Raw genomic sequence first — 20,741 nt, forward strand, 5'->3', positions numbered from 1 at the left:
CGCGGCACGCCGCGCGCTGCACGCCGCGCGTGCACAGCATGCACTTCGATATGCACAGAGCATCAAGCGCGTTCCATCTCACTGCATAGACTCGGTCGGGCTCATCGCGTCGCCAGCGCGAAAGTCTCGTGCGATGGTCGTGCCAAGAGCATCCGGCGAACTGATAGGAGCTATTCACAAGGGCGATGGCAGCTGCAGATGCGCAACCACAGAATCGTTTCGGCATCGCTACGGCGTCCCGCCGAATTAGCAACGGGCAGAGCGGAGCGGTGCCGGAGCGAGGGCAGTTTCGCCAACGTGCACCGAACAGCGCAGCGGCTAGCAACCGTTACTTGGAAACGTTGAAAACAGAGGGGCGCGCCTGGATCGCGCGGTCGGTAACCGAATCGAACATCGGCTTGTCATGGGTCTTTTCCTGCGCCACGGCAATCGCTCTCGGAGCCAACATTCGACCCGAGGAAGTCGGTACATCGCGACCACGCCCTCGATGAAGAATCGCGAGGTTTTTGATGAGGACGGGCGCCGCGCAGGTATGCAACCGGACGGGCGGTGATGTGCATCAACGTTTCATGCCGCCGTCCGGGCTTTCTCAATATTTGATGTCAATCATTACGGGCGCGTGCAAAGACGGAACTCATGAAGCGGCGGCATAAAATGAGTTAAAGCAGTGACATACGGGCATTTGAATCAACTCTTCGGTACTGGCACAGATTATGGAACCGCTTTGACGAAAGCTGCACAGCGATGTCCGTGCAGCGATTCCGAAGGAACCGTTCAAGTCGACGCCCAAGCGCGTTGAGCAGAGAAATACATGAGGACTGACTGGATGGCCTGACCAACGGGTGCTGGCCTGCCAATCGGAATTTGAATCCATACGACCGGCTGCGAGCCGGCACAGGCAACACGAGCAAGCGAGGAGAACAAGCATGGTGCGACCGTTACATGTGCCCGGCACATGTAGTAGCCAATCCCCGTCGCAAAACGGAGCGCGCGGCTGCTCCGGGGCTGACTACTGCCATCTGCGCGAACGTGCGCAGGTCTCCCGCCGTCACACCGAAAAGTAAGAACCGATGGACGCTCTTCGATTCCGCATCGCCAAATGGATGATCAACCATCGGCTCGCCGTGGTGATCTTTTTCGGCGCGGTGACAATCTTCTTTGCTGCCGGCCTGCCCAAGGTCGACATCCGGACGATCTTCACCGACCTCCTGCCGGCGGACGATCCGTTCGTTCAGACCTTCCGGGACCATCCGAATTTCGGCAACCCGCTGACCGTGACGATCATGGTCAAGCGCACCGACGGCAAGAAGATCTACAACCACGACACGCTGCAGAAGGTCTTCGACCTGACCCGTGACGTGGACCTCATCCCTGGCGTTTACCACGAGCGGCTGGTCTCGGTCACCACCGAGAAGGCGGTCTACGCAGAGGCGACGCCGTTCGGCATCGAAATGCTGCCGGTCATGGGCGACGAAGTGCCCACCGATCCGGCCGAACTTGCCGACCTGCAGCGCAAGGTCGAGCGCTCGCCGGTGGCGCGCACCTTCATGGTTTCGGGAGACGAGACCGCGACGCTGATCAGCGCGGCGTTCCACGAGGACGCGCTGGACTACGGTGTGGTGTTCAAGGCCGTGCAGGATCTGGCGGCGGCGGCCACCGACGAGAACCACGTGATCCACGTAGTGGGTCAGCCCACCCTGACGGGCTGGGTATACAAGCTCCAATATCAGACCTATACGATTTTCGGCGTCACCATCCTGCTGCTGATCGTCGCGCTGGTGTTCTATATGCGCAACGTGACCGGCGTTCTGGTGCCGGTAATCTGCAGCTTTGTTGCCGCGATCTGGGGATTTGGCCTGGTGGGCTGGATCAGCTCGCCGATCGAGCCGTTGCTGATGGTGGTGCCGCTGCTGCTGGTCGCGCGCTCGTTCTCGCACTGCATCCAGTTTACCGAGCGCTACTACGAAATCTATGGTGCCCTGCGCGACCGCGCGAAGGCCGCCGAGGTCACGCTCGGCGTAATGATGGCGCCGAGCGTGCTCGGTATTTTGACCGACGTCATCGCCATCGTCTCGATCGGCGTTGCGCCGATCCCGGCCATGCAGCGATTTGCTCTGTTCTGCGGCATGTGGGCGGTGTTCCTGATCCCGACCGGCGTCATGTTGATCGCGATCCTGCTGTCCTACCTGCCGCCACCCAAGAATGTCGACGCGATCATCGGCGGCGGGCACGGAAAAGGGGTGCATCGGGTCCAGAAGAAGCTGCTCGAGCGCATGGCCAGTCTGGTACAAGGCAGGCGTGCCAATGCCACCGCTGTCGTACTCGCCGTGGCTTCGGTCGGAGCGATCTGGCTGTCGACCCAGATCGCAGTTGGCAATCCCGTCGAAGGCAGCAGCCTGCTCTGGCACGACTCGGAGTTCAACACCGGTGTGCGGGCCATCAACGATCACTTCCCTGGCGTCAACTCCCTGGAGATCATTCTGGAGTCCAAAGACCCCGAGAATGCACAGCGGCGCGCAGCGCGTACTGCAGAAGCCTACAGGCTTTCCAAGGAGATCCAGCGCATCGCCGAGAGCGCCGACTTCCCTGCGACCGGTACGCGCTCATTTTCCGACTTCGCAGAAGAGGGCGCGCGCCTTTACTCCGGCGGACATCCGGCCTGGTTGCCCCTGGACCCAGTAGATCGGGCAGTCAATGCCGCGGGAACCGCCGTGGCGTTCGGGCAGAATCCGTTCAACTTTGCGGACGTTGCCGATTTCCAGTTTCAAAGTTCCGCGGTGACGCTGTTCTATCGCGATAACAAGCAGGGCACGGTCGATGCCGCCCTGGCCACTGCGCGAGCGGCAGTGGAGGCAGTCGGCGGTGTCGACCACGATGACGTCCGGATCCGCATCGCCTCCGGCAACATCGCGCTGCAGGAAGCGATGAACAAGGTGGTCGAGCGCTATCACTGGATCCTGCTGGGCCTGTGCGCGGGCGCGATCTTCATCATTGCCTCATTTGCCTACCGGTCGATGTTCGCCGCCTTGATCCTGCTGGTGCCGGTGGCGATGTCGAACTACTTCCTGACCGCGACCATGCACCTGATGGGCATCGGTCTGGACATCAACTCGGTAATGGTGGCGGTACTCGGTGTCGGTGTCGGCATCGATTACGGCATCTACCTGCTGTCGCGTATCTGCGAGGAATACACCGCGCAAGGCAACGACTGGGGCCGCGCGATCACCGAATCGCTCACCACTACCGGCAAAGCCATCATGTTCACCGCCACGATCATGCTGATCGGAATCCTGCCCTGGTACTTCCTGTCCGACCTCAAGTTCATGGCGGACATGGGCCTGCTGCTGGCCGCGATCATGCTCATCAACATGGTGCTGGCGTTGATGATGCTGCCGCTGCTGGTGTGGCTGATCAAGCCCAAGTTCGTGACGCGTACCGACCTGATGATCGGCGAGAGCATCGACCTTTCGACCTTCATGCTTAAAGACCCCAACGGCAGTGCCGCAGTCATGCCCGAAGCTGCCGTTACCAAATAGCACCGACCGCAATACCGGTTTCGCCCCGCCGGAAAATGTGGGCGGCATCTGTCGCAACAGAACACTGGAGGACATCAAATGCGTATCAGAAAATACGACTTCAACTACAGTCGTCGGAAGATGATGGAGAGTGTGGCGTACGGTTTGGGGGCTGGAGTGTTGATGCCGCTGGACAAGGTCTTTGCCTCCGAGTCTGACAACATCAACAAGGCCTACCCTGACGAACTGGTGTCGATCGAGGTTCAGTCCAAGGGCAAGGTCAAGGTAGGCGACTACATCGACAAGAACAATGTCGAGCATGTGAAGCACCTGCTTGACCCAGGCACGTATGAGCAGATCTCCGGTGTTGAGGGGCGCAAGATCTACATCAAGGCACCCTCGACCCATCCGTACGAGATCGTCACCGCCGGCTACCACGACGCGACCGTGGCTGACGTCAAGAACGGTCATGCCGGCAAGTGGGACGCCAACGGCAACCTGGTGGACCAGGACGGCAAGGTCTGGCAAGGCGGCCTGCCTTTTGTCAACGCCAAGACCGGTACGGAAGTCTGGTGCAACATGGCGACCAACATCGGGCGTAACGACAACGCCTGCTACGTCATCGAGCAGAAGGACTACGGCACCACCGGCAAGCTCGAATACCACTACAACTTCCAGTGGGTAGAGCTCAACAGCACCGGCCGCATGGACCGCAAGCTGTTCCGCGGCATGGAGAACGAACTGCGTCGCCAGAGCGTGTTCTTTGCTGCCGAGGCTGACGTGCGCGGCACCTCGTTTCTGAGCGTCTGGGACTACGACGCCCGCAAGATTCCGGAACTGTACGGTTATCTGCCCGAGTTCCGTCGCGTGCGTCAGTTCCCGTCCAACCAGCGCTTCGAGCCCCTGGTTCCGGGTGCGGTGTGGTTCCTCTCCGATCCCTGGGCGGCCGGCGACCCGGTGCTGACCTGGGGCAACCACAAGATCGAAGAGCGCAAGCCCATGCTCGGTCCCTGGGCGGCCGACTTTTCGCGTCACGACGAGAACTGGGAACCGCCGCGTCAGGCCGACAACCCCAAGTTCTTCGACATCCCCTACGAGATGGCGCCGGAAGTCATCGTCACCAGCTGCGAGCCGACCGGTTATCCGCGTTCGCCGGTGTCCAAGCGCGTGGCCTATGTCGATGCCCGCAACTGCATGGCTGCCAGCAACATCCGCTACGACCGTCAGGGCAAGCTGTGGTCGAACTTCGAGATGGCGCACGGCGTGTTCAAGGGCGGCGGTCCGGATGGCAAGCGTTTCATCAAGAGCCACGACGGCGTCAATGCCGGCTGGTCCTGGATCTACGTGCACATCTACGACTTCCAGAACCGTCGCATGTCGCTGTGCAACCACTCCAAGGGCGCTGCAGGCGTCGAAGCACGCTTCGATGCCGAACCCGATTGGCTGTTCGATACCTACTGCACCGCTCAAGGTATCCAGTCCCTCGGACGCGCTTAAGGAATGTAGCAAGTCAGGCCACGCGGCGGCTCGCAACGGGCCGCCGCGTTTCTCGGGATCGATTCATCGACGGGTGGGGCGACGAGCCATGAAACGGGTTTTGTTTGCAGGCATGCTCGCTGCGGCTGCGGTGGTTACGCAGGCTCACGCAGCGGCGAAGAGCGCAGAGGGCCGCACGCAAGTGCTCAGCGCCGATACACCGCACGACCGCTTGTTCTCGCTGATTTTCGAAGGCGACAAGGGGATCGCAGTGGGTGACGCCGGACTGGTGAAAATCACGACCGACGGCGGCCAGACCTGGACCCGCCAGGAAGCACCGACGCCGCTGGCGATGATCGATGTGGCGAGCAACGGTCGCCGCACGATCGCAGTCGGGCAAATGGGCCTGATCCTCGTGCGCGAGGGCGACGGCGCCTGGAAGAAGGTCGAAAGCGGGACGGACCGGCGCCTGTTGCGGGTCGACATCAACCAAAGCGGACTCGCGTTCATCGTCGGTGCTTTCGGCACCCTGCTGAAGTCGACCGATGGCGGCGAGACCTGGAAAGACGTTGCGCCGAACTGGGCGGGCCTCTACGACAGTGGCGAAGGCGATACCGCCGTGATTCGCGATGAGCCGACCAACTATATCGTCGACGTGCTCGATAACGGCGGCACCATCATCGGCGGCGAATACGGACAGATCATGTATTCCCCGGATGGGGGGATCTGCTGGGAGATCGCGTACCGCCATCCAGCGGAGAGCGGCGTGAACGCGCCAACCCTGTTTGCTTCGCGCATCAGACCCGACGGCGTCGGTTACGCGGTGGGCCAGGCCGGACTCGTGGTGCGCACGAACAACGGCGGCAGGACGTGGGCACCGTTGAAGACACCAACGAACGGAAGCCTGTTTGGTGTCGAGTCCGCACACGATGGCCACGTCATGGTCGTCGGTCAGCGCGTGGCGCTGCACAGCCGCGACAACGGCGACACCTGGAGACCGGTGGACGCGTTGGATCTCAGCTTGAACTGGTACACGGCGCTGGGTCGTGGCGCATCCATGCCGGCTGGTGAATTCATTGCCGTGGGGCATAGCGGGCGTGTCATTCGTTTGGCGCCTTGAAGCACCGATTCGCTTCATCTACAGACAACGAAATCGATTCGAAAGGGGATTCGGACATGTCGATCAATAAGAAGGACAAAGCGGCGCATGCGGTGGTTGCGGCTCTGCTGCTGGGCGCATCGTCGTCGGCACTTGCACAGGACGGCGGATTCTTCGCCGACCTGTGGGACAACACCATCTTCCAGGGTGTGATCCGGGCCGACGCGGCCTATCGCACCACGAGCTACCAGAACCCCAACAACCAGACCAACGCGCCGTTTCAGGACGTACTTGTGCCGCGCCAGGCTTTTCTGCCGCCCGATCTGGCAGTGGGGCTGGTCAATTGGGGGGACGTACCGCTGACGGTCATCGGCGGGGTGTCGATCCCGACATTGCTGGAGGCCGCAACTCCCGGACGCCGCAGCGACGTCATTCCGCAGGAGGACCTGGAGTTCAACCTGGCGACGATCCGCTTTACCGGCGAGATGAACATGGTGTTCTCGCAGGAGTGGCGCATGAACGTTCGCCTGCGCGCGCTCTACGATCCCGTCATCTACGACGAGTTCAACGCTGCCGACGTGGCCGGCGTCCAGGGCGGGTATTCGACCACCGGCGGTGATCGCTACGCCGACGCCGGCAAACCGAACTACTACGAGGCGCTGGACCGCAACGGCAAGCGGATCAACCCGCTCGAACTGGCTGGTCGCGACTACATGGTCGACCTGCCGACCTTCATCATCAACTACAAGAAAGGCGGTTGGGACTTTCGCTTCGGCAATCAGACGATCGCCTGGGGCCAGGCCATCTTCTTCCGTACCTTCGATGTCGCCAATGGCCTGGACCTGCGTCGTCACCTCGTGATCGACCGCGCGATCGAAGAGTTCGAAGACGAACGCGTGCCCAAGATCGCGCTGCGTGTTGCCGGACAGATCACCGACACCATGGTCCTGGACAGCTATGTCGGCAAATTCCAGCCGGACATCCTCACCAACCCCAACACGCCTTACAACGTCATCCCCTCGCAGTTCTACAAGCCGTTCGACAATTACTACGTCGGCGACTACGACTCCAAGATCGACTACGGCGTACGGCTCAAGAGCGATTACGGAAGCTGGGGCTGGCAAGCCATGGCGGTGAGCCGCTACAACCCGCTGGGAGCATTCAAGTGGGCCGAGAGCGGTATCGTCAAGGGGCTCACCCCGCATGGTGGCCTGATCGCCGCCGCCGTCCATACCGCCTACGCGGCGAAGCCGCCGTGCCTGGGCGCGCAGAATCCCTATGACAACTTCTGCCGGCTCTATGGCGGCGTGGCCGAAGCCCTTTCCCACACCCCTTTCGCCGTGGCTCCCGGTGGCCTGTACAGCGACCGCGAATGGTTTGCCGGCGCGGCGTCGGTGCGCCTGCACGGCGTCGATGCTCTGAACACCGTGATCAACGAATTCCCTGCCGTACGCGACCTGTTCGCGTCGCCGGTCGACAACGTGCCGCAGGCCAGCGCGCTGCTCAACACCTTCTTCCTCGGTGCGGGCGGCTCGCTGATGGGCCATGTCGAGCGCGACTACTTCCGCGAAGAGGTATTTGCCATCGGCGGAAGCTACGTCAACGAGTCCGAGGATATCGAGTCGTTCTGGAGCCAGTTCATCACCAACATCGAGGTGCAGTACACGCCGGAGCGCGTCCTGACCGCAACCTCGCTGAGCCGCGATTACGACAAGACCGACGAGTACATCGTCACCCTGGTGGGAGAGAAGTGGTTCCGATACTCAGAAAGCTTTCCTGCCGCCTATCTGGTTTTCCAGGGCATGCATCGCAGCGCGACCGATCTGGTCGGTCTGAACCTCGACGGCTACGGCGGCAACGTCGGCGGCGGCAATATCGACATCAACGATCCGATCGTGATCGCCGACGGTATCTCCAGCGCCAACTATCTGGTATTCGCCGGCTTCCAGCCCTGGCCCAACCGCAAGTACATCCTCGAGTGGGCGTTCCTGTACGACGTCAAAGGCGGTCTGCTGGCGCAGCCGCTGGTCAAATGGAATCCGGGCTACAAGATCTCGGTGGACCTGTACTACAACTACACCGACGGCGAGCTGCACGGCGACGGCACCGACAACCTGATCCGGGCGATCGATTTCGCCGACGAGATCGGGCTGCGCATCTCGTACGAGCTCTGATTCGTCGAATCGCAGTACCCGCTCCTTCCTGCCGCGATACTCCTCCTCTCGGCAGTTTTACCGGCGGCGTGCGACCCACGCCGCCGGCTTTTCCGTCACAGGACCTCGTCGTGAGGCGAACATCATGCTGATCCGCAGATATCCCCGCGACTTCAGTCGCCGGAAGTTCCTGGGCGATGCCGCCAAGGGCGTACTTGCAACCGGCGTGCTGATGCCCCTGGCCAAGGCGATCGCGGCGACCGGAGACATCAGCAAGGCCTATCCGGACGAGCTGCTGTCGATCGACGCCTACACCAAAGGCAAGATCAAGACCGGCGATGTCATCGACGCCAGCAATGTCGAACACGTCAAGGATCTGATGGAGCCGATCCGCTATCGGCAGATCCTTGAGCAGGGCCGCCGGCTCACGGTGGTGCCGACGACCACCGATGTCATGCGCACCTCGCCCTGGGAGTACATCGAGGCCACGCTGAGCAACGCCGGCAAGGCGCGCTTCGACGACAAGGGCGATGTGGTGGCACCCGATGGACGACCATGGATCGGCGGCAATCCTTTCCCCGATCCCAAGAACGGGATTGAACTGTTTGCCGCGCAGACCTTGAGCTGGGGCCGTCACGACGCGTCGTTCTACGCGGTGACGATGAAAGAGGTGGAGGCCGACGGCAAGATCAAGTTCGACTACGCCGGCGGCTGGGCGGAGCTGTCGCCGGTGGCCCGGGTGGTGATGGAGCCCAAGCCCTACTGGCCCGGCCACGAGGACCGACTACGCTATCAGAGCGTGTTCTTCACCAAGCCCTACGCTTTCCGAGGCACGTCCTTTCTGAGCAACTGGCATTACGACCACAGCCGCTTCCCGGATCTGTACGGCTTCGTTCCGGAATTCCGCCGCGTGCGCCAGTTCCCTTCCGAGCAGCGCTTCGAACCCTTGCTGCCGGGCTTGTCGCTGTATCTGTCCGATGCCTGGGCAGCGGGCGACCCGCTGCACACCTGGAGCAATTACCGAATCGTCGGCCGCGGTCCTTTCCTGGCGGGGCTGTCGCAGAACTGGAATGCCGAGCACGACAACTGGGAGCACGGCACCCACGGCGGCAAGCAGGGGCAGAGCTTCTGGAACGCAGCGGTGGAGATGATTCCCGAAGCCATCATTGTCGAGGCCGAGCCCACCAAGTTTCCGCGCGCGCCAGTGTCCAAGAAGCGCGTCTGGTTCGACGCGCGCAATCAGGTCGTGGTCGGCATGGTGACCTACGATCGTCGCGGCGAGCCCTATCGCTCCTTCGACGGGGCGTACTCGCTCTACGAGTCCGGCGACAAGCGCGTGATGGATGGCAAGCACCCGTACTGGAGCTGGACCCACGTCACCGCATCCAACCTGCAGACCGGCTCGGTGACCCGACTCGAACAGGTGAGGCAGATCGAGAACTCGCACTTCAGCGGTGCCAACTCGCCGGAGATGCACGAGACCTATTTGACCCAAGCGGCGCTGATGCGGCTGGGCAGCAGCTAGCCAGCTCGCCCGGCAGCGCGACCGCAGTCGCGCAGGCCGGCACGGCGCACCGTGCCGCGCTTCGAAGGGGTTTCGTGAACCTGCCGGTCGTGGCAGTGTCGGCAGTTGGGCTCCCCGCCCGACCTGCCACAACCCACCGGACCCGCTGCCCTGAACGCCCCCATCGCCGCTGTCGGACGTGCGTCATCGTTGTTGCTGGGTGTCGCCTTGCTGTTGTTCGGCAGCGGCCTGCTCGGTACCTTGCTGGCGCTGCGCGGCGGGCTGGAGGGTTTTGCCACCACGACTCTGGGCCTGATCATGTCGGCCTATTTCGTCGGATTCTTCATCGGCACTTATCTCTCGCCGCCATTGATCCGGCGCATCGGCCACATCCGCGCGTTCTCGATGCTGGCATCGCTGGCCTCCATCGCGGCCATCGTGCACGGCATCTGGGTCACCCCGCTGGGCTGGGCGGTGGGCCGTGTGGTCACCGGCATCTGCCTGGTAGGGCTGTACACGGTGATCGAGAGCTGGCTCAACGTACAGGCCACGCCTGCCCTGCGCGGGCGGTTGTTCGCGGTGTACATGATGGTGAACCTGCTGGCGCTGGCCGCCGGGCAGTACCTGATCCTGTTCGACGATCCGGCAAAGCTGGTGTTGTTCGGTCTGGTGTCCATCCTGTTCTCTGCGGCGCTGATTCCGGTGACCCTGACCCGCATGGGCCAGCCGGAACTGGTGCAGACGCCGCGGCTGGGACCGCTGAAGCTCTATCGCATTGCCGCGGTTGCGGTGGTCGGTGCATTTGCCTCCGGCGTCATGCTGGGCGGGTTCTGGGGCATGGGGCCGGTCATGGCGCAGCAGCTGGGCTTCGACGCCACCGGCGTGGCGCACTTCATGAGCGCGACGGTCATCGGGGGTGCTGCGCTGCAATGGCCGCTGGGCTTGTGGTCGGACCGCGGCGACCGCCGCCGCGTGTTGGCCATCGTGAGCCTGGCGACCGCCGTGGTGGCGCTGCTGGCGGCGGTGCTGGCCAGTGCAGGGCCGCCGCTGCTGATCGCGATGCTGCTGTTCGGAGGCACCTCGTTTTCGCTGTACTCGATCAGCGTGGCGCATGCCATCGACTTCGTGGAGCCGGCGGAGATCCTGGAAGCCTCGTCCGGCATGTTGCTGGTGTACGGCGTCGGCGCTGCGCTGGGTCCGGCGCTGGCGGGCCTGACCATGAGCGTGCTGGGGCCGACCTCGCTGCTGATCTACTTCGCGGTGATCGGCCTGGCGCTGGCCGGCTTTGCCGCCTACCGCGTGCTCAACTTCGAGCGCGTGTCCGCGCATCCGCAGCCCTTCGTGGCAATGGTGCGCACCACGCCGACGGTGCTGGATCTGGTGGGCAGCGATGCGGTCCAGCGCGCTGGCGACGTGCCGGAAACCGGCGCTGCCGCCGAACCGGGCGGGTCCGAAGCCCGGGAGCCTGAGCACCGCCCCTGAGCCGGGGCGATATTCCCGAGCTGGCCGAAGCAGGCGCGCCACGCCGGCCCTGGGGCGTGGCCGGGCTGTCGCCACTGCAAAGGAGTCGCGGGAGCGCGCCGCTACACTAGCGCCGCCGCTACGGCCACGAGAATCCTGGGAGAGTCGCGATGAATTACTTCGTCACCGGTGCCACCGGCTTCATCGGCAAGTTTCTGCTGGAGCGTCTGCTGGCGCGTGAGGACGCCAAGGTCCACGTGCTGGTGCGCGAGGCCTCGCAGGACAAGTTCGAACTCATGGCCGAGCGTTACGGCGATGCGGTGAAGCGTCTGCACATTATCAACGGCGACATCACCGTGCCTGGCCTGGTGGCGCCAGAAGATCTCAAGAAGCTCAAGAACAAGGTGGACCATGTGTTCCACCTGGCCGCCGTATACGACATGAACATGGACGACGCCACCGCCGATCGCGTCAACAACGAGGGCACGCGCAACGTCGTCAACTTCGTGGGTGAACTGGGCGGCAACGTGGTGCTGCATCACGTCTCCAGCGTGGCGGTGGCTGGCGGCGATTTCGTCGGCAAGTTCACCGAGGACATGTTCGACGAAGGCCAGCGCCTGTCGCATCCGTACTACCGCACCAAGTACGAATCCGAGGCCATCGTGCTCAACGAGGCCACGGTGCCGTTCCGCATCTATCGCCCGGGCGTGGTCGTCGGCCATTCCGAGACCGGCGAGATGGACAAGATCGACGGCCCCTACTACTTCGCCAAGGCGATCCAGCAGATCTCCTACCGCGTGCCCAAGTGGCTGCCGCTGCTGGGCATCGAAGGCGGGAAAGTGGCGGTGGCGCCGGTGGACTACATCGCCGCGGCGATGGATGCCATCGCCCACAAGCCCGGCCTGGACGGAAAATGCTTTCACCTGATGCAGTCCAATTCGCCCAGCGTCGGTGATCTGTTGCAGGCGTTCCTGGAAGCGGCGCACGGGCCGGAGTTCGGTAAGCGCATCAACATTCCCAAGCTGTCGCCGTCAATGAAGAAGCTCAGCTCGCGGCTGCAACGCGCAGTGCCCGAGCGCACCAAGAAACAGGTCGCCGAAGCCATCGGCGTGCCGCTGTCGGTGCTGGGCTATGCCTTCAATCTGGCGGTGTTCGACGACCGTCAGGCGCGCGCCGCGCTCAAGGACACCGGCATCCGCTGCCCGGACATCCGCGACTACGTCGACAAGCTGTGGCAGTACTGGGAGCTGTTCCTCGATCTCAAGGTCAGGATCACGCCGCGGCAGATGCAGAAGCTGGCCGGCAAGGTGGTGCTGGTCACCGGCGCTTCCAGTGGGATCGGTTTCAACACCTCCAAGAAGCTCGCCGCCGCCGGCGCCAAGGTGATCCTGGTGGCACGCACCAAGGACAAGCTCGACGAGACCCAATCGATCATCGAAAAGGCCGGCGGCGAAGCGCACGTGTATCCGTGCGATCTGTCCGACATGAAGGACATCGACCGCATGGCCGCCGAAGTGCTGCACGACTTCAGCCACGTCGACATTCTGATCAACAACGCCGGTCGTTCGATCCGTCGCGGCGTGATGGAATCCACCACGCGCTTTCATGACTTCGAGCGCACCATGCAGCTCAACTACTTCGGCAGCGTGCGCCTGATCCTTGCACTGCTGCCGACCATGGCCAAGCGCAATAGCGGGCATATCATCAACATCAGCTCCATCGGCGTGCTCGCCAACGCCGCGCGCTTCTCGGCGTACGTGGCCAGCAAGGCCGCACTGGACGCCTTCACCCGCTGCGTGTCGGCCGAGGTGCGCGCGCACAACATCCACACCACCGCCATCTACATGCCGCTGGTGCGCACGCCGATGATCGCGCCCACCAAGATCTACGACTACGTGCCCACCTGGAGCCCGGACGACGCCGCCAACACGGTGATCAAGGCCATCATCGACCGCCCCAAGTCGGTCGCCACCACGCTCGGCACCGCGGCGTCGATCAGCTACGCGCTGTGGCCCAAGATGAACGACTACATCCTGTCCAAGGGCTTCCAATTGTTCCCATCCTCCTCCGCCGCCAAGGGGCGCAAGGAAGGCGCCAAGCCCAGCCTCGAACAAGTCGTCTTCGCCAATGTTTTCAAGGGGGAGCATTGGTGAGAAACCCGAGCACCCCGCCGCGACGAAGTCGCAGCGGGCAAGCGAGTGGTTTCTGTACGAGCCCCTGATCTCGAAGTTAGCGCAAAGCCGCCGTGGCGTAGCCACAGCGGGCAAGGCCGTGGTTTCGTACAAGCCCCTGATCTCGACGCAGACACGAAGCCGCCGCGACGAAGTCGCAGCGGGCAAGCGAGTGGTTTCTGTACGAGCCCCTGACCTCGACGCAGACAAATTCGCCGCGGTGGTAGGGGGGGCGCGCCCGCCGTCAGGCCCAGCTACCAAGTCAGGCCGGATCAAAGCCGCCCACGTCGCTTTTGCCTCTGAACCGGACAGCCACGCTTCATCCTCGGCTGTCACCCTCGCCACCCGCAAACAGAACATGAACCCAGGCAGCCGGGAACCGTGTCGATGCCCATCACAGACTCCAGCTTGGCAACCTGCCCCGCCCGCGCGGCATGAGCCCAAAGATCACGCCCACTCTGGAACCCTCGACGCCAAAGTCGGAGCCGTCGCTGCCGCCGTTGTATGCGCCGCCACCACCGACCCGGCCTGAATCCGCCCCTCCGATAGAACTGCGCGCGCCGCCGCCGCCCGCGCCTGAGGCAAGAGCCGAACCCACTTGCGAACCCAGGCTCGAGCGAACAACGCGCCGTTCGCACCCGGCCTCCGACCACGCATCGCGACTGGCGCCAGCGCCCTCGCCACCACCGCCGCTCTGGCACGACACTGAGACACCGATAGAACCGCGTGCCGCACCACCGCCCGCGCCGGAACCGAAGGTCGAGCCGGTTCCCGAACTCGCCCAGGAACCGTCGCTCGAGCGCGAGTCGCGACCCTTGCTGCGTGCACCGGGCCCGACACCCGTGTCCCAAGCGCCGTTGCTGCCGCCATTGGCAGCGCCTCGTGTCTTACCGGAATTACGACCGCAGCCGCAGCCGCAGCCGCAGTCGCCACCGCGGCCCGCCGCCGCGCCGGCCCCCGCGCCGGAACCGCCGCACCCACCACTGGCCACCACCGCCTCACGTGCTCAGCGCCTTCTGGAACGAGCCGAAGTCTTTCTTGACCGCTTCCCCTGGCTGCTGCCCAGCGCCAGTTTTCTGCTCGGTTGGGTGGGCTTCTTTCTGTTCCAGCGCGGCGAAGCGCTGGCCCGCGGCGTGGCCATCATTGCGCTCGTCGGTTGGCCCTGGCTGCTGGCCGAGAACCTGCTCGGGCGCTGGGTGGTGGCGCGCTCCAAGGGGCGCTTGAGCATCAGCGCCGTGCGCTTCGTGACCCAGCAGATCCAGCAGGAGATCCTGTTCTTCTCGCTGCCCTTCATGTTCGGCGCGACGTTGCTGGTGCCGGGGCATATCGTGTTCATGGCCTTCGCGGCGTTGGTTGCCCTGGCGGTGAGCCTGGACCCGATCTACCTGCACCGCATTGCGCCGCACGCCGGTCTGTCCAGCGCCTTGCACGCCTACTGCACCCTGATCGCCGCGCTGGTGGTGTTGCCCATCGTGCTGCATCTGCCGCTGGATCAGGCCTTGCCGATGGCGCTCGGAATCACCGCCCTGAGCCTGCTGCTGAGCTTGCCGCGGATGCTGTTGGCGGTCAGCACCTGGAAGCTCAGGATGATCGGCTGCGTCGCCCTGGTCGCCGCATTCGGGTTGATGTGGGGACTGCGTGGCCTGATTCCGCCTGCCGGCTTGTGGGTGCGCGACGCCCGCATCGCGCACTACGTCGATGGCCTTGAGCCAGGCCCAAGCGTGCAGCGCATGACCGTCGACACCCTGCGCGCACAGGGTGCGTCGGCGTTCGTGGCAGTGCGCGCGCCGGTGGGTCTGTCGCAGGCCGTGGTGTTCGAATGGCGCCAGCACGGCGAGTCCGTGGACCGTATTCCCGCATTGATCTCCGGCGGCCGCGAAGAAGGGTTTCGCACTTACAGCCGCAAGGAGAATTTCCCCGCCGATCCACGCGGCCGCTGGCGCGTGGACCTGCGCACGCCGGATAGTCAGTTGATTGCGCGCATGCGTTTTGTCGTGGAGTGATCCGGCTGGGTGTTTGATCTTGATGGGCTGCGGTTCGCAGGAAATTCGAGCGCTGTGTTGCTCGCGTACCGACCGGCCCTATGGGTCCTGGTCAGGAATCCATTTTGAAGCGGCTGCCTACAGCTCTGCACGTGTGCCTCACTACAGCCCCCAAGCGGACCGCCGAGCACTAATTTGTCATGCTCGAAAGCGGACGCTCCTCCCAGTTGGGAACGCCTGATCCTGCTGATGACAGCGTTGTATTTGCGCTAGCGTAAAGCAGGGTTAACTACACGCCGCACGCTACGTCCCTGCCGCCCAGCCTTTGTGAGAGCCGGCGATCAACGCCGCCTCGGCAAAGCGCCCGGCCTTGCGCAGCGCTTCGGCCTGCGGGAAGGCCGCTTCAGCGACCCGGGCCATCACACATCGCTCTTCAAGGTGAAGCCGTCGAAGCGGTGCATCGCGAGCATGACGGTGGAGATCAAGTCGCGCTCGGTGGTGGACAGACGCGGATTCCAGGTGTCGCAGATGAGAACGACGCGCACTTCATCGCTCTCGTTCCAGGCTTCATGTTCAATGGTGTCGTCAAAAACCCACGCCTGCCCTTCACGCCACTGCCGGGTCTGGTTGCCAACTCTGAAGCCGCAGCCTTGTGGAACTACGAGCGGCAGATGCACCACCAGTCGCACATTGTTCGGGCCCGTGTGCGGAGGAATCCGAGTTCTAGGCTTGAGCACCGAGTACATCGTATTCGGCAATATGCTTTCAATGCGCGGTTGCGGAATGCGGTCCACGGCTTCCACCGTGCGCGGGCAGCGCGCGCAATTCTCGTCGAAACGCTTGCCGCCTTGATGAAAATGGAAAGCGCTCCAGCGCGGAGAGCGGTTGAGTTCCGCCCACTGATTGGGCGCCGCGTTAGAGAAATTGACGTATGGAATGAGCTCGCGATCTTCCGCAAGCACCTGAGTGAGTTCCGCGCGCATATCCGCGGTTGCCGACTCGAAATCCGCGAGCCAGGGAAACTCTTCGCGCTCGTAGAACTCGATGGCCGGCAATTCCGGATAACAAAAATGGCTCGGCTCCTGGCGGAAAATCTTGCGCGTCCCCAGACTCGCGTCGATGAAAAGTTCCATGCGCCGTGAGTCGGCGGAAGCTACGTTCGGCGCACCCAGCTCGCGCCGTACATAAGCGCTCAACTGCGCGACGTAACGCTGATGGACTTCCCTCGCTCGGCGCAACACGTGCAACGCGGCAGCGTCGAGCCTGTTCTCCGGCGGAGCCTGAGTGAGCGCATCGCCGTAAGCGAGCGCGGCCTCATTGTCGCGTCCCTGTTTTTCGAGCAATGTGGCCTTGAACAGAAGCGCGGAAAATGAAAGCGGCTCGATCTTGAGCGCCTCACCCACGGCTAACAGCGCCGCCGGAAGGTCCGACAATGCCTGGTGCGCGGCCGCCAGATTGATCCACAACACAGGATTTTTCGGGTAAGCGCGGATGGCGTCACGGAGAATTTCCTTCGCGCGCGCGGGAGCGTTCGCTGCCATGGCCTTGACGGCGGCAGCGTTGAATTCCATCTCGGTCGGGGTCTTGGCGGACACGGCTGCCTGGATTCTAGAGGCAGCTGGTAGCGTAGTCGACGCGGCGGCAACTAGCCCGCATTTCTCACAGGTCGCCGGAGAATCCCTTGCCAGTTTCTATACTCACAGCGTTCTTCACGCTTGCTTCAGAAACAGACTGTCGGAGGATTCTCCGGCGCGTTTGGCCTTGGCAGGGAGTGACTCAATGTCACTCCCTGTTAGCCAAACGCCGGCGCTGGCCTGTCTGTGGCGCGCAGAGCTTGGGGTTCACTCACCCCATAGAACCACTATGGGGTTCGCTCCACCCCGGCGCCCTGCACGTCCTCGACCGACGGCCATCGCTCGATCCCCCTGTGAGAAATGCGGGCTAGAAGTGATTGCCGCGGCGAAGGAAGGAGGGGTCTGTTGGCGGCGCCGTCTACGCGGCGCCGTCTACGCGGCGCTGGCGCAGGGCGGTTGCGTCATGGAGCGGTCGCACGAGGCGCGTAGCCAAGTCTTGATAGCAGGGGCGGCGAATCGATCCTGCTCCGTGAGTCGCACCAAGCTCTTGCAGCCGGGGTCGGGCCGCTCGATAACGGTCAGCGTCGGCGGTCAGCTCCTGACACACCGCCGCCATTCTCAAGTCTGCTTGACGTAACGCCTGCTGCGTCAGATCGTGGCCATGGTGCGCTCAAGCCACGCTGACGACGCCGTCGCATCAGCCTGAGAACCGCTGACCCGCCGTCTCAAGTACTCGGCAACCGGATCAGCGGCACGTGACTTGCCCCGGTCTCTCGATACACCCGCGCACCTGCAGGCCCAGCACGGCGCGTCACGCCGGCGCGCAACGGCTGGCGCAGCCAGGTACCCGCGGGGTAGCGGCCGTGGTCGTCGCTGAGTTCACCTTCGATCACCAGTAATTCTTCGCCATGCGGCGCTGCGTCGTGGGTGGATTCCGCGTGCGGTGCCCAGCGTTCCAGCACGGTGAGTTGCGGGCCGTAGCGATGCAGCGGGCAGACTTCTACGCCAGTGTCGCGCGTCGATGTCCAGGCTTTGGCAGCGTGGGTGTTCAGCCGCACGGGGGTGAGATCGTCTGCCGCGAAGCGCCATTGCTTGACGAAGATCAGGCAGCCCGGCGACGAGGAGGGTGTGTGCGAGGTGCCGGGCGGGTTTCGCAGGTACCAGCCGGCGGGATAGTCGCCATGCTCGTCGGAGAACACGCCTTCCAGCACCAGAAATTCTTCGCCGCCGCCGTGGGTGTGGGCGCTGAAGACGGAGCCCGGCGCGTAGCGCACGATGCTGGTGGCGCGTGCGATCTCATCGCCGGTGCGTGCCAGCATGCGGCGGGTCACACCGGGCAGCGGCGAGGGCGCCCACTCGATCCGGTCGGTGTGCAGCAAGGCCCTTTGCGCCGGATCTGCGTTGAAGGTGGGCATGACCCGCCTGGCTCAGTTCAGCGCGCTGGGCACGGCCAGGCGGAACGGCGCGATCCTGGCGTCGAAGCCTTCGCGGGTGTCGGCGCGGATCATGCCGAACTCGCCGTGCATGGTGCCCACTGGTGTGTCCAGCGGGCAGGCGCTGGTGTATTCGAAGGCTTCGCCCGGCGCCAGCAGCGGCTGGTGGCCGACCACGCCGGGGCCGCGCACTTCCTCGACCTTGCCTTCGCCGTTGGTGATGACCCAGTGCCGCGTCATCAACTGCACGGCAATGTCGGACTCGTTGCGGATGGTGATGTGGTAGGCGAAGAAATAGCGGCGCGAGGCCGGGTCGGATTGCTCCGGAACAAAGCGCGGCTGCGCCACGATGCGCACGCCTCGGGTCAGGGTATTGGACATGGCGCATTCTAGCGCCGCGCCGGCCACGACAGACTGCCTTCAGCGCACTTGTACCGGCCCGCTGCGGGTGGCGCTGACCAGTTGCTGCACGAAGGTGTTCCAGTCCACCCGGCGGTTGTAGCCCACCACGTCGATGCGCGGCAGCCAGCGGCCCTTGACCAGCACGTAGCCGCCGTTGTCGGCGGGCTCGATGCCATCCATCACGCACACGCCCTTGGACAGGGTGCAACTCCAGCCGATGCGCGCGTAGGCGAAGTCGTCGAACAGTCCCAGCGCGCCGCGCGAAAGCATGCCGGTGGGTCCGCCGCCGATCGACGACAAGGTATCGATGGCGCGCTGCGAAATGCGCTTGCGTGAGCGATCTCCTTCCGGCGTGCCCAGGTGCGCGCGGAAGGCCACCGGCTTCCAGTCCAGCAGGCGCAGGTCTTCGACGTCGCCCTCAAGACGGCCTTCGATTCGACCGAACGAGAACGCGCTGGTGAGTTGGCCCAGGTCCAGATTGCGCAAGTGAATGTCGGCCGCCACCCGCGGCAGACGCCCGAACGGATCGAGCACGCGCAGGGACTGCACCGACATCTGGCCATCGAAGGCCTGCGCGGTGAGGCCGCCGTCCACCTCCAGTTCACCGTCGTGCAGACGCACGCCGGGGATGCGCCCGGCCAGAGTGCCGCTGAACTCGGGCCAGCCGAAGCCGCGACACAGGGCGGCCAGCTCCAGGGGTTCGATCTCGGCCTGGAGCTGCGCATCCATGCCGGGCTGGCCCAACTGCTGGAAGCGCAGGCGGTCGAATCGCAGTGCGCCGCCAGCCATCGGCACCCGCAGCGGCGCCAGCAGTTCGAAGGCGCGCGCGTGGGTGCGAAAGCGCAGCGCGCTGGCGCCCAGTTCGAGTCCGCCGATCTTTCCGCCGCGCCAGTCGAGCTGCGAGTCGGGCCGCGCGTGCGGTTGTGGACCGGACGCCGTCGGCGCCGTGCGATGCCAGTTCACTTCGCCGTCCAGCCCGTGCAGTTGCAGGGCTTGTGCCGGCAGTTGCAGCGCTGCGTCCTGCAAGCTCGCTTGCAGCTGTTCGACGCCACCGTCGCGCCAGATCAGCTCACCCGAAGAGCGGCCACCCGGCTGCGCCTGCTCAAGCACGCCGCCGACCAGAAAGGGCTGCGCGTAGGTGGCGAAAGCCGGTCCCAGTTGCAGGGCGTTCCAGCGCAGCCTTGCGTTGTGCAGCTGCGGGCCGGGCAGACGCAGCGCCGCCGCACCGTGCGCTTCGCCCACGCCGCTCTGCCGAGCGTGCAGTGCGCTCACCTGCCAGGTCGACGGGGCGGAAGGGTCCGGTTGGCCGGTGGATTCAAGCTGGAAGGCCAGCGTGGCGGGCGCTTGCGAAAAATCCACGAATACCGGCTCCACGTAGGCCTGGCCGGCGGTAAGGCGCAGGTCGGATTGCAGGCTTACCGCCTGCGCGCTGCCCTGCGCCTTCAGCACGATCTGCAGCGTCAATTGCTCGCCGGCGTGGCGCCCGCCCTGGACGCTGGCGGCAAGGTCTTGCAGGCGGAGCTGGACATCGACCTGCCATTGCGCGCCGCGCTGTTGTGCGCGCAGCTCCAGTGCAGCCACGCCGCTGGCTAGCAGGTCGTGCTGTTCGGCCGCAGCAACCCGGTCGCGCAGCATCGCGATCAGGGGCGCCAGTTGCAGTGCGTCGGACTGCAGCACCAGCTTGCGGGTGCGGCCGTCCACTTCCACGCTGGCCTGTGCCTTGCCGATGATCCCGTCGGAATGGCGCCATTGCAGCCGCGCATCGCGCATGGCGACCTGCCCGGCACCGGCTTGCAGGCGACCCTGCAGCGCAATGTCGGTAATGGCTTGCTCGACGCCCGGCAACTGCATCGACCCGATCTGCAGCTCGATGTCCAGCGCCTTGGCAGGCGCCGCCGACAACAGCAGGCTCAGTCCGATCAGACCCGGGAATCTCATGGTGGGATGCTCGCACACGTGTGCAACGCCGCC

General features: G+C 64.1%; 12 protein-coding genes. 8 read left to right on the forward strand and 4 right to left on the reverse strand.

The window, feature by feature from the left end; translation table 11 throughout:
• Positions 1 to 1,070 precede the first annotated feature (1,070 nt).
• From ACOOHP_RS16085 to ACOOHP_RS16120, 8 genes are all read left to right on the forward strand, one after another.
• Complete coding sequence (locus ACOOHP_RS16085) at positions 1,071 to 3,536, forward strand: efflux RND transporter permease subunit (RefSeq protein ID WP_420467498.1); 2,466 nt, start codon at positions 1,071 to 1,073, stop codon at positions 3,534 to 3,536.
• Between the two features lie 78 nt (positions 3,537 to 3,614).
• Entirely contained in the window at positions 3,615 to 5,012 is a 1,398-nt protein-coding gene (locus ACOOHP_RS16090) for a DUF1329 domain-containing protein (RefSeq protein WP_420467491.1), read from the forward strand.
• Positions 5,013 to 5,100: 88 nt separating this feature from the next.
• Entirely contained in the window at positions 5,101 to 6,111 is a 1,011-nt protein-coding gene (locus tag ACOOHP_RS16095) for a WD40/YVTN/BNR-like repeat-containing protein (RefSeq protein WP_420467499.1), read from the forward strand.
• Between the two features lie 56 nt (positions 6,112 to 6,167).
• The gene (locus ACOOHP_RS16100; RefSeq protein ID WP_420467500.1) at positions 6,168 to 8,264 is read left to right on the forward strand and encodes a DUF1302 family protein; all 2,097 of its coding nucleotides are present in this window, start codon (positions 6,168 to 6,170) and stop codon (positions 8,262 to 8,264) included.
• A 124-nt stretch (positions 8,265 to 8,388) separates the two neighbouring features.
• Positions 8,389 to 9,768 (forward strand): DUF1329 domain-containing protein, encoded by a 1,380-nt coding sequence (locus tag ACOOHP_RS16105; RefSeq protein WP_420467501.1) that lies wholly within the window; start codon positions 8,389 to 8,391, stop codon positions 9,766 to 9,768.
• A 189-nt stretch (positions 9,769 to 9,957) separates the two neighbouring features.
• Positions 9,958 to 11,229, forward strand: a complete 1,272-nt coding sequence (locus tag ACOOHP_RS16110) for an MFS transporter (RefSeq protein ID WP_420467502.1) — start codon at positions 9,958 to 9,960, stop codon at positions 11,227 to 11,229.
• Positions 11,230 to 11,378: 149 nt separating this feature from the next.
• On the forward strand, positions 11,379 to 13,361 hold the full coding sequence (locus ACOOHP_RS16115; protein WP_420467503.1) for an SDR family oxidoreductase: 1,983 nt from the start codon (positions 11,379 to 11,381) through the stop codon (positions 13,359 to 13,361).
• 860 nt (positions 13,362 to 14,221) lie between these two features.
• Positions 14,222 to 15,382 carry a DUF5924 family protein gene (locus ACOOHP_RS16120; protein ID WP_420467504.1) on the forward strand — a complete coding sequence of 387 codons (1,161 nt, stop codon included), beginning with the start codon at positions 14,222 to 14,224 and terminating at the stop codon, positions 15,380 to 15,382.
• A gap of 398 nt (positions 15,383 to 15,780) precedes the next feature.
• Here ACOOHP_RS16120 and ACOOHP_RS16125 read toward each other — a convergent pair whose 3' ends face one another.
• The 4 genes from ACOOHP_RS16125 to ACOOHP_RS16140 all read right to left on the reverse strand — a co-directional run bounded on the left by ACOOHP_RS16125 (position 15,781) and on the right by ACOOHP_RS16140 (position 20,708).
• Complete coding sequence (locus ACOOHP_RS16125) at positions 15,781 to 16,956, reverse strand: aspartyl/asparaginyl beta-hydroxylase domain-containing protein (protein ID WP_420467505.1); 1,176 nt, start codon at positions 16,954 to 16,956, stop codon at positions 15,781 to 15,783.
• 704 nt (positions 16,957 to 17,660) lie between these two features.
• A complete protein-coding gene (locus tag ACOOHP_RS16130) occupies positions 17,661 to 18,350 on the reverse strand; it encodes a cupin domain-containing protein (RefSeq protein WP_420467506.1) in 690 nt (229 codons plus the stop codon).
• A 12-nt stretch (positions 18,351 to 18,362) separates the two neighbouring features.
• Complete coding sequence (gene apaG, locus ACOOHP_RS16135; RefSeq protein ID WP_420467507.1) at positions 18,363 to 18,749, reverse strand: Co2+/Mg2+ efflux protein ApaG; 387 nt, start codon at positions 18,747 to 18,749, stop codon at positions 18,363 to 18,365.
• Positions 18,750 to 18,788: 39 nt separating this feature from the next.
• Positions 18,789 to 20,708 (reverse strand): hypothetical protein, encoded by a 1,920-nt coding sequence (locus ACOOHP_RS16140; protein ID WP_420467508.1) that lies wholly within the window; start codon positions 20,706 to 20,708, stop codon positions 18,789 to 18,791.
• Between the last annotated feature and the right edge of the window lie 33 nt (positions 20,709 to 20,741).

The organism is Panacagrimonas sp. (genome assembly GCF_965216805.1).
Taxonomy (GTDB): domain Bacteria; phylum Pseudomonadota; class Gammaproteobacteria; order Nevskiales; family Nevskiaceae; genus Panacagrimonas.

What these genes read in the sequence shown, in the direction of transcription:
- ACOOHP_RS16085 (WP_420467498.1), top strand. Translation starts at nt 1,071, where the DNA reads ATGGACGCTCTTCGATTCCGCATCGCCAAATGGATGATCAACCATCGG.
- ACOOHP_RS16090 (WP_420467491.1), top strand. Translation starts at nt 3,615, where the DNA reads ATGCGTATCAGAAAATACGACTTCAACTACAGTCGTCGGAAGATGATG.
- ACOOHP_RS16095 (WP_420467499.1), top strand. Translation starts at nt 5,101, where the DNA reads ATGAAACGGGTTTTGTTTGCAGGCATGCTCGCTGCGGCTGCGGTGGTT.
- ACOOHP_RS16100 (WP_420467500.1), top strand. Translation starts at nt 6,168, where the DNA reads ATGTCGATCAATAAGAAGGACAAAGCGGCGCATGCGGTGGTTGCGGCT.
- ACOOHP_RS16105 (WP_420467501.1), top strand. Translation starts at nt 8,389, where the DNA reads ATGCTGATCCGCAGATATCCCCGCGACTTCAGTCGCCGGAAGTTCCTG.
- ACOOHP_RS16115 (WP_420467503.1), top strand. Translation starts at nt 11,379, where the DNA reads ATGAATTACTTCGTCACCGGTGCCACCGGCTTCATCGGCAAGTTTCTG.
- ACOOHP_RS16130 (WP_420467506.1), bottom strand. Translation starts at nt 18,350, where the DNA reads ATGCCCACCTTCAACGCAGATCCGGCGCAAAGGGCCTTGCTGCACACC.
- apaG (WP_420467507.1), bottom strand. Translation starts at nt 18,749, where the DNA reads ATGTCCAATACCCTGACCCGAGGCGTGCGCATCGTGGCGCAGCCGCGC.
- ACOOHP_RS16140 (WP_420467508.1), bottom strand. Translation starts at nt 20,708, where the DNA reads ATGAGATTCCCGGGTCTGATCGGACTGAGCCTGCTGTTGTCGGCGGCG.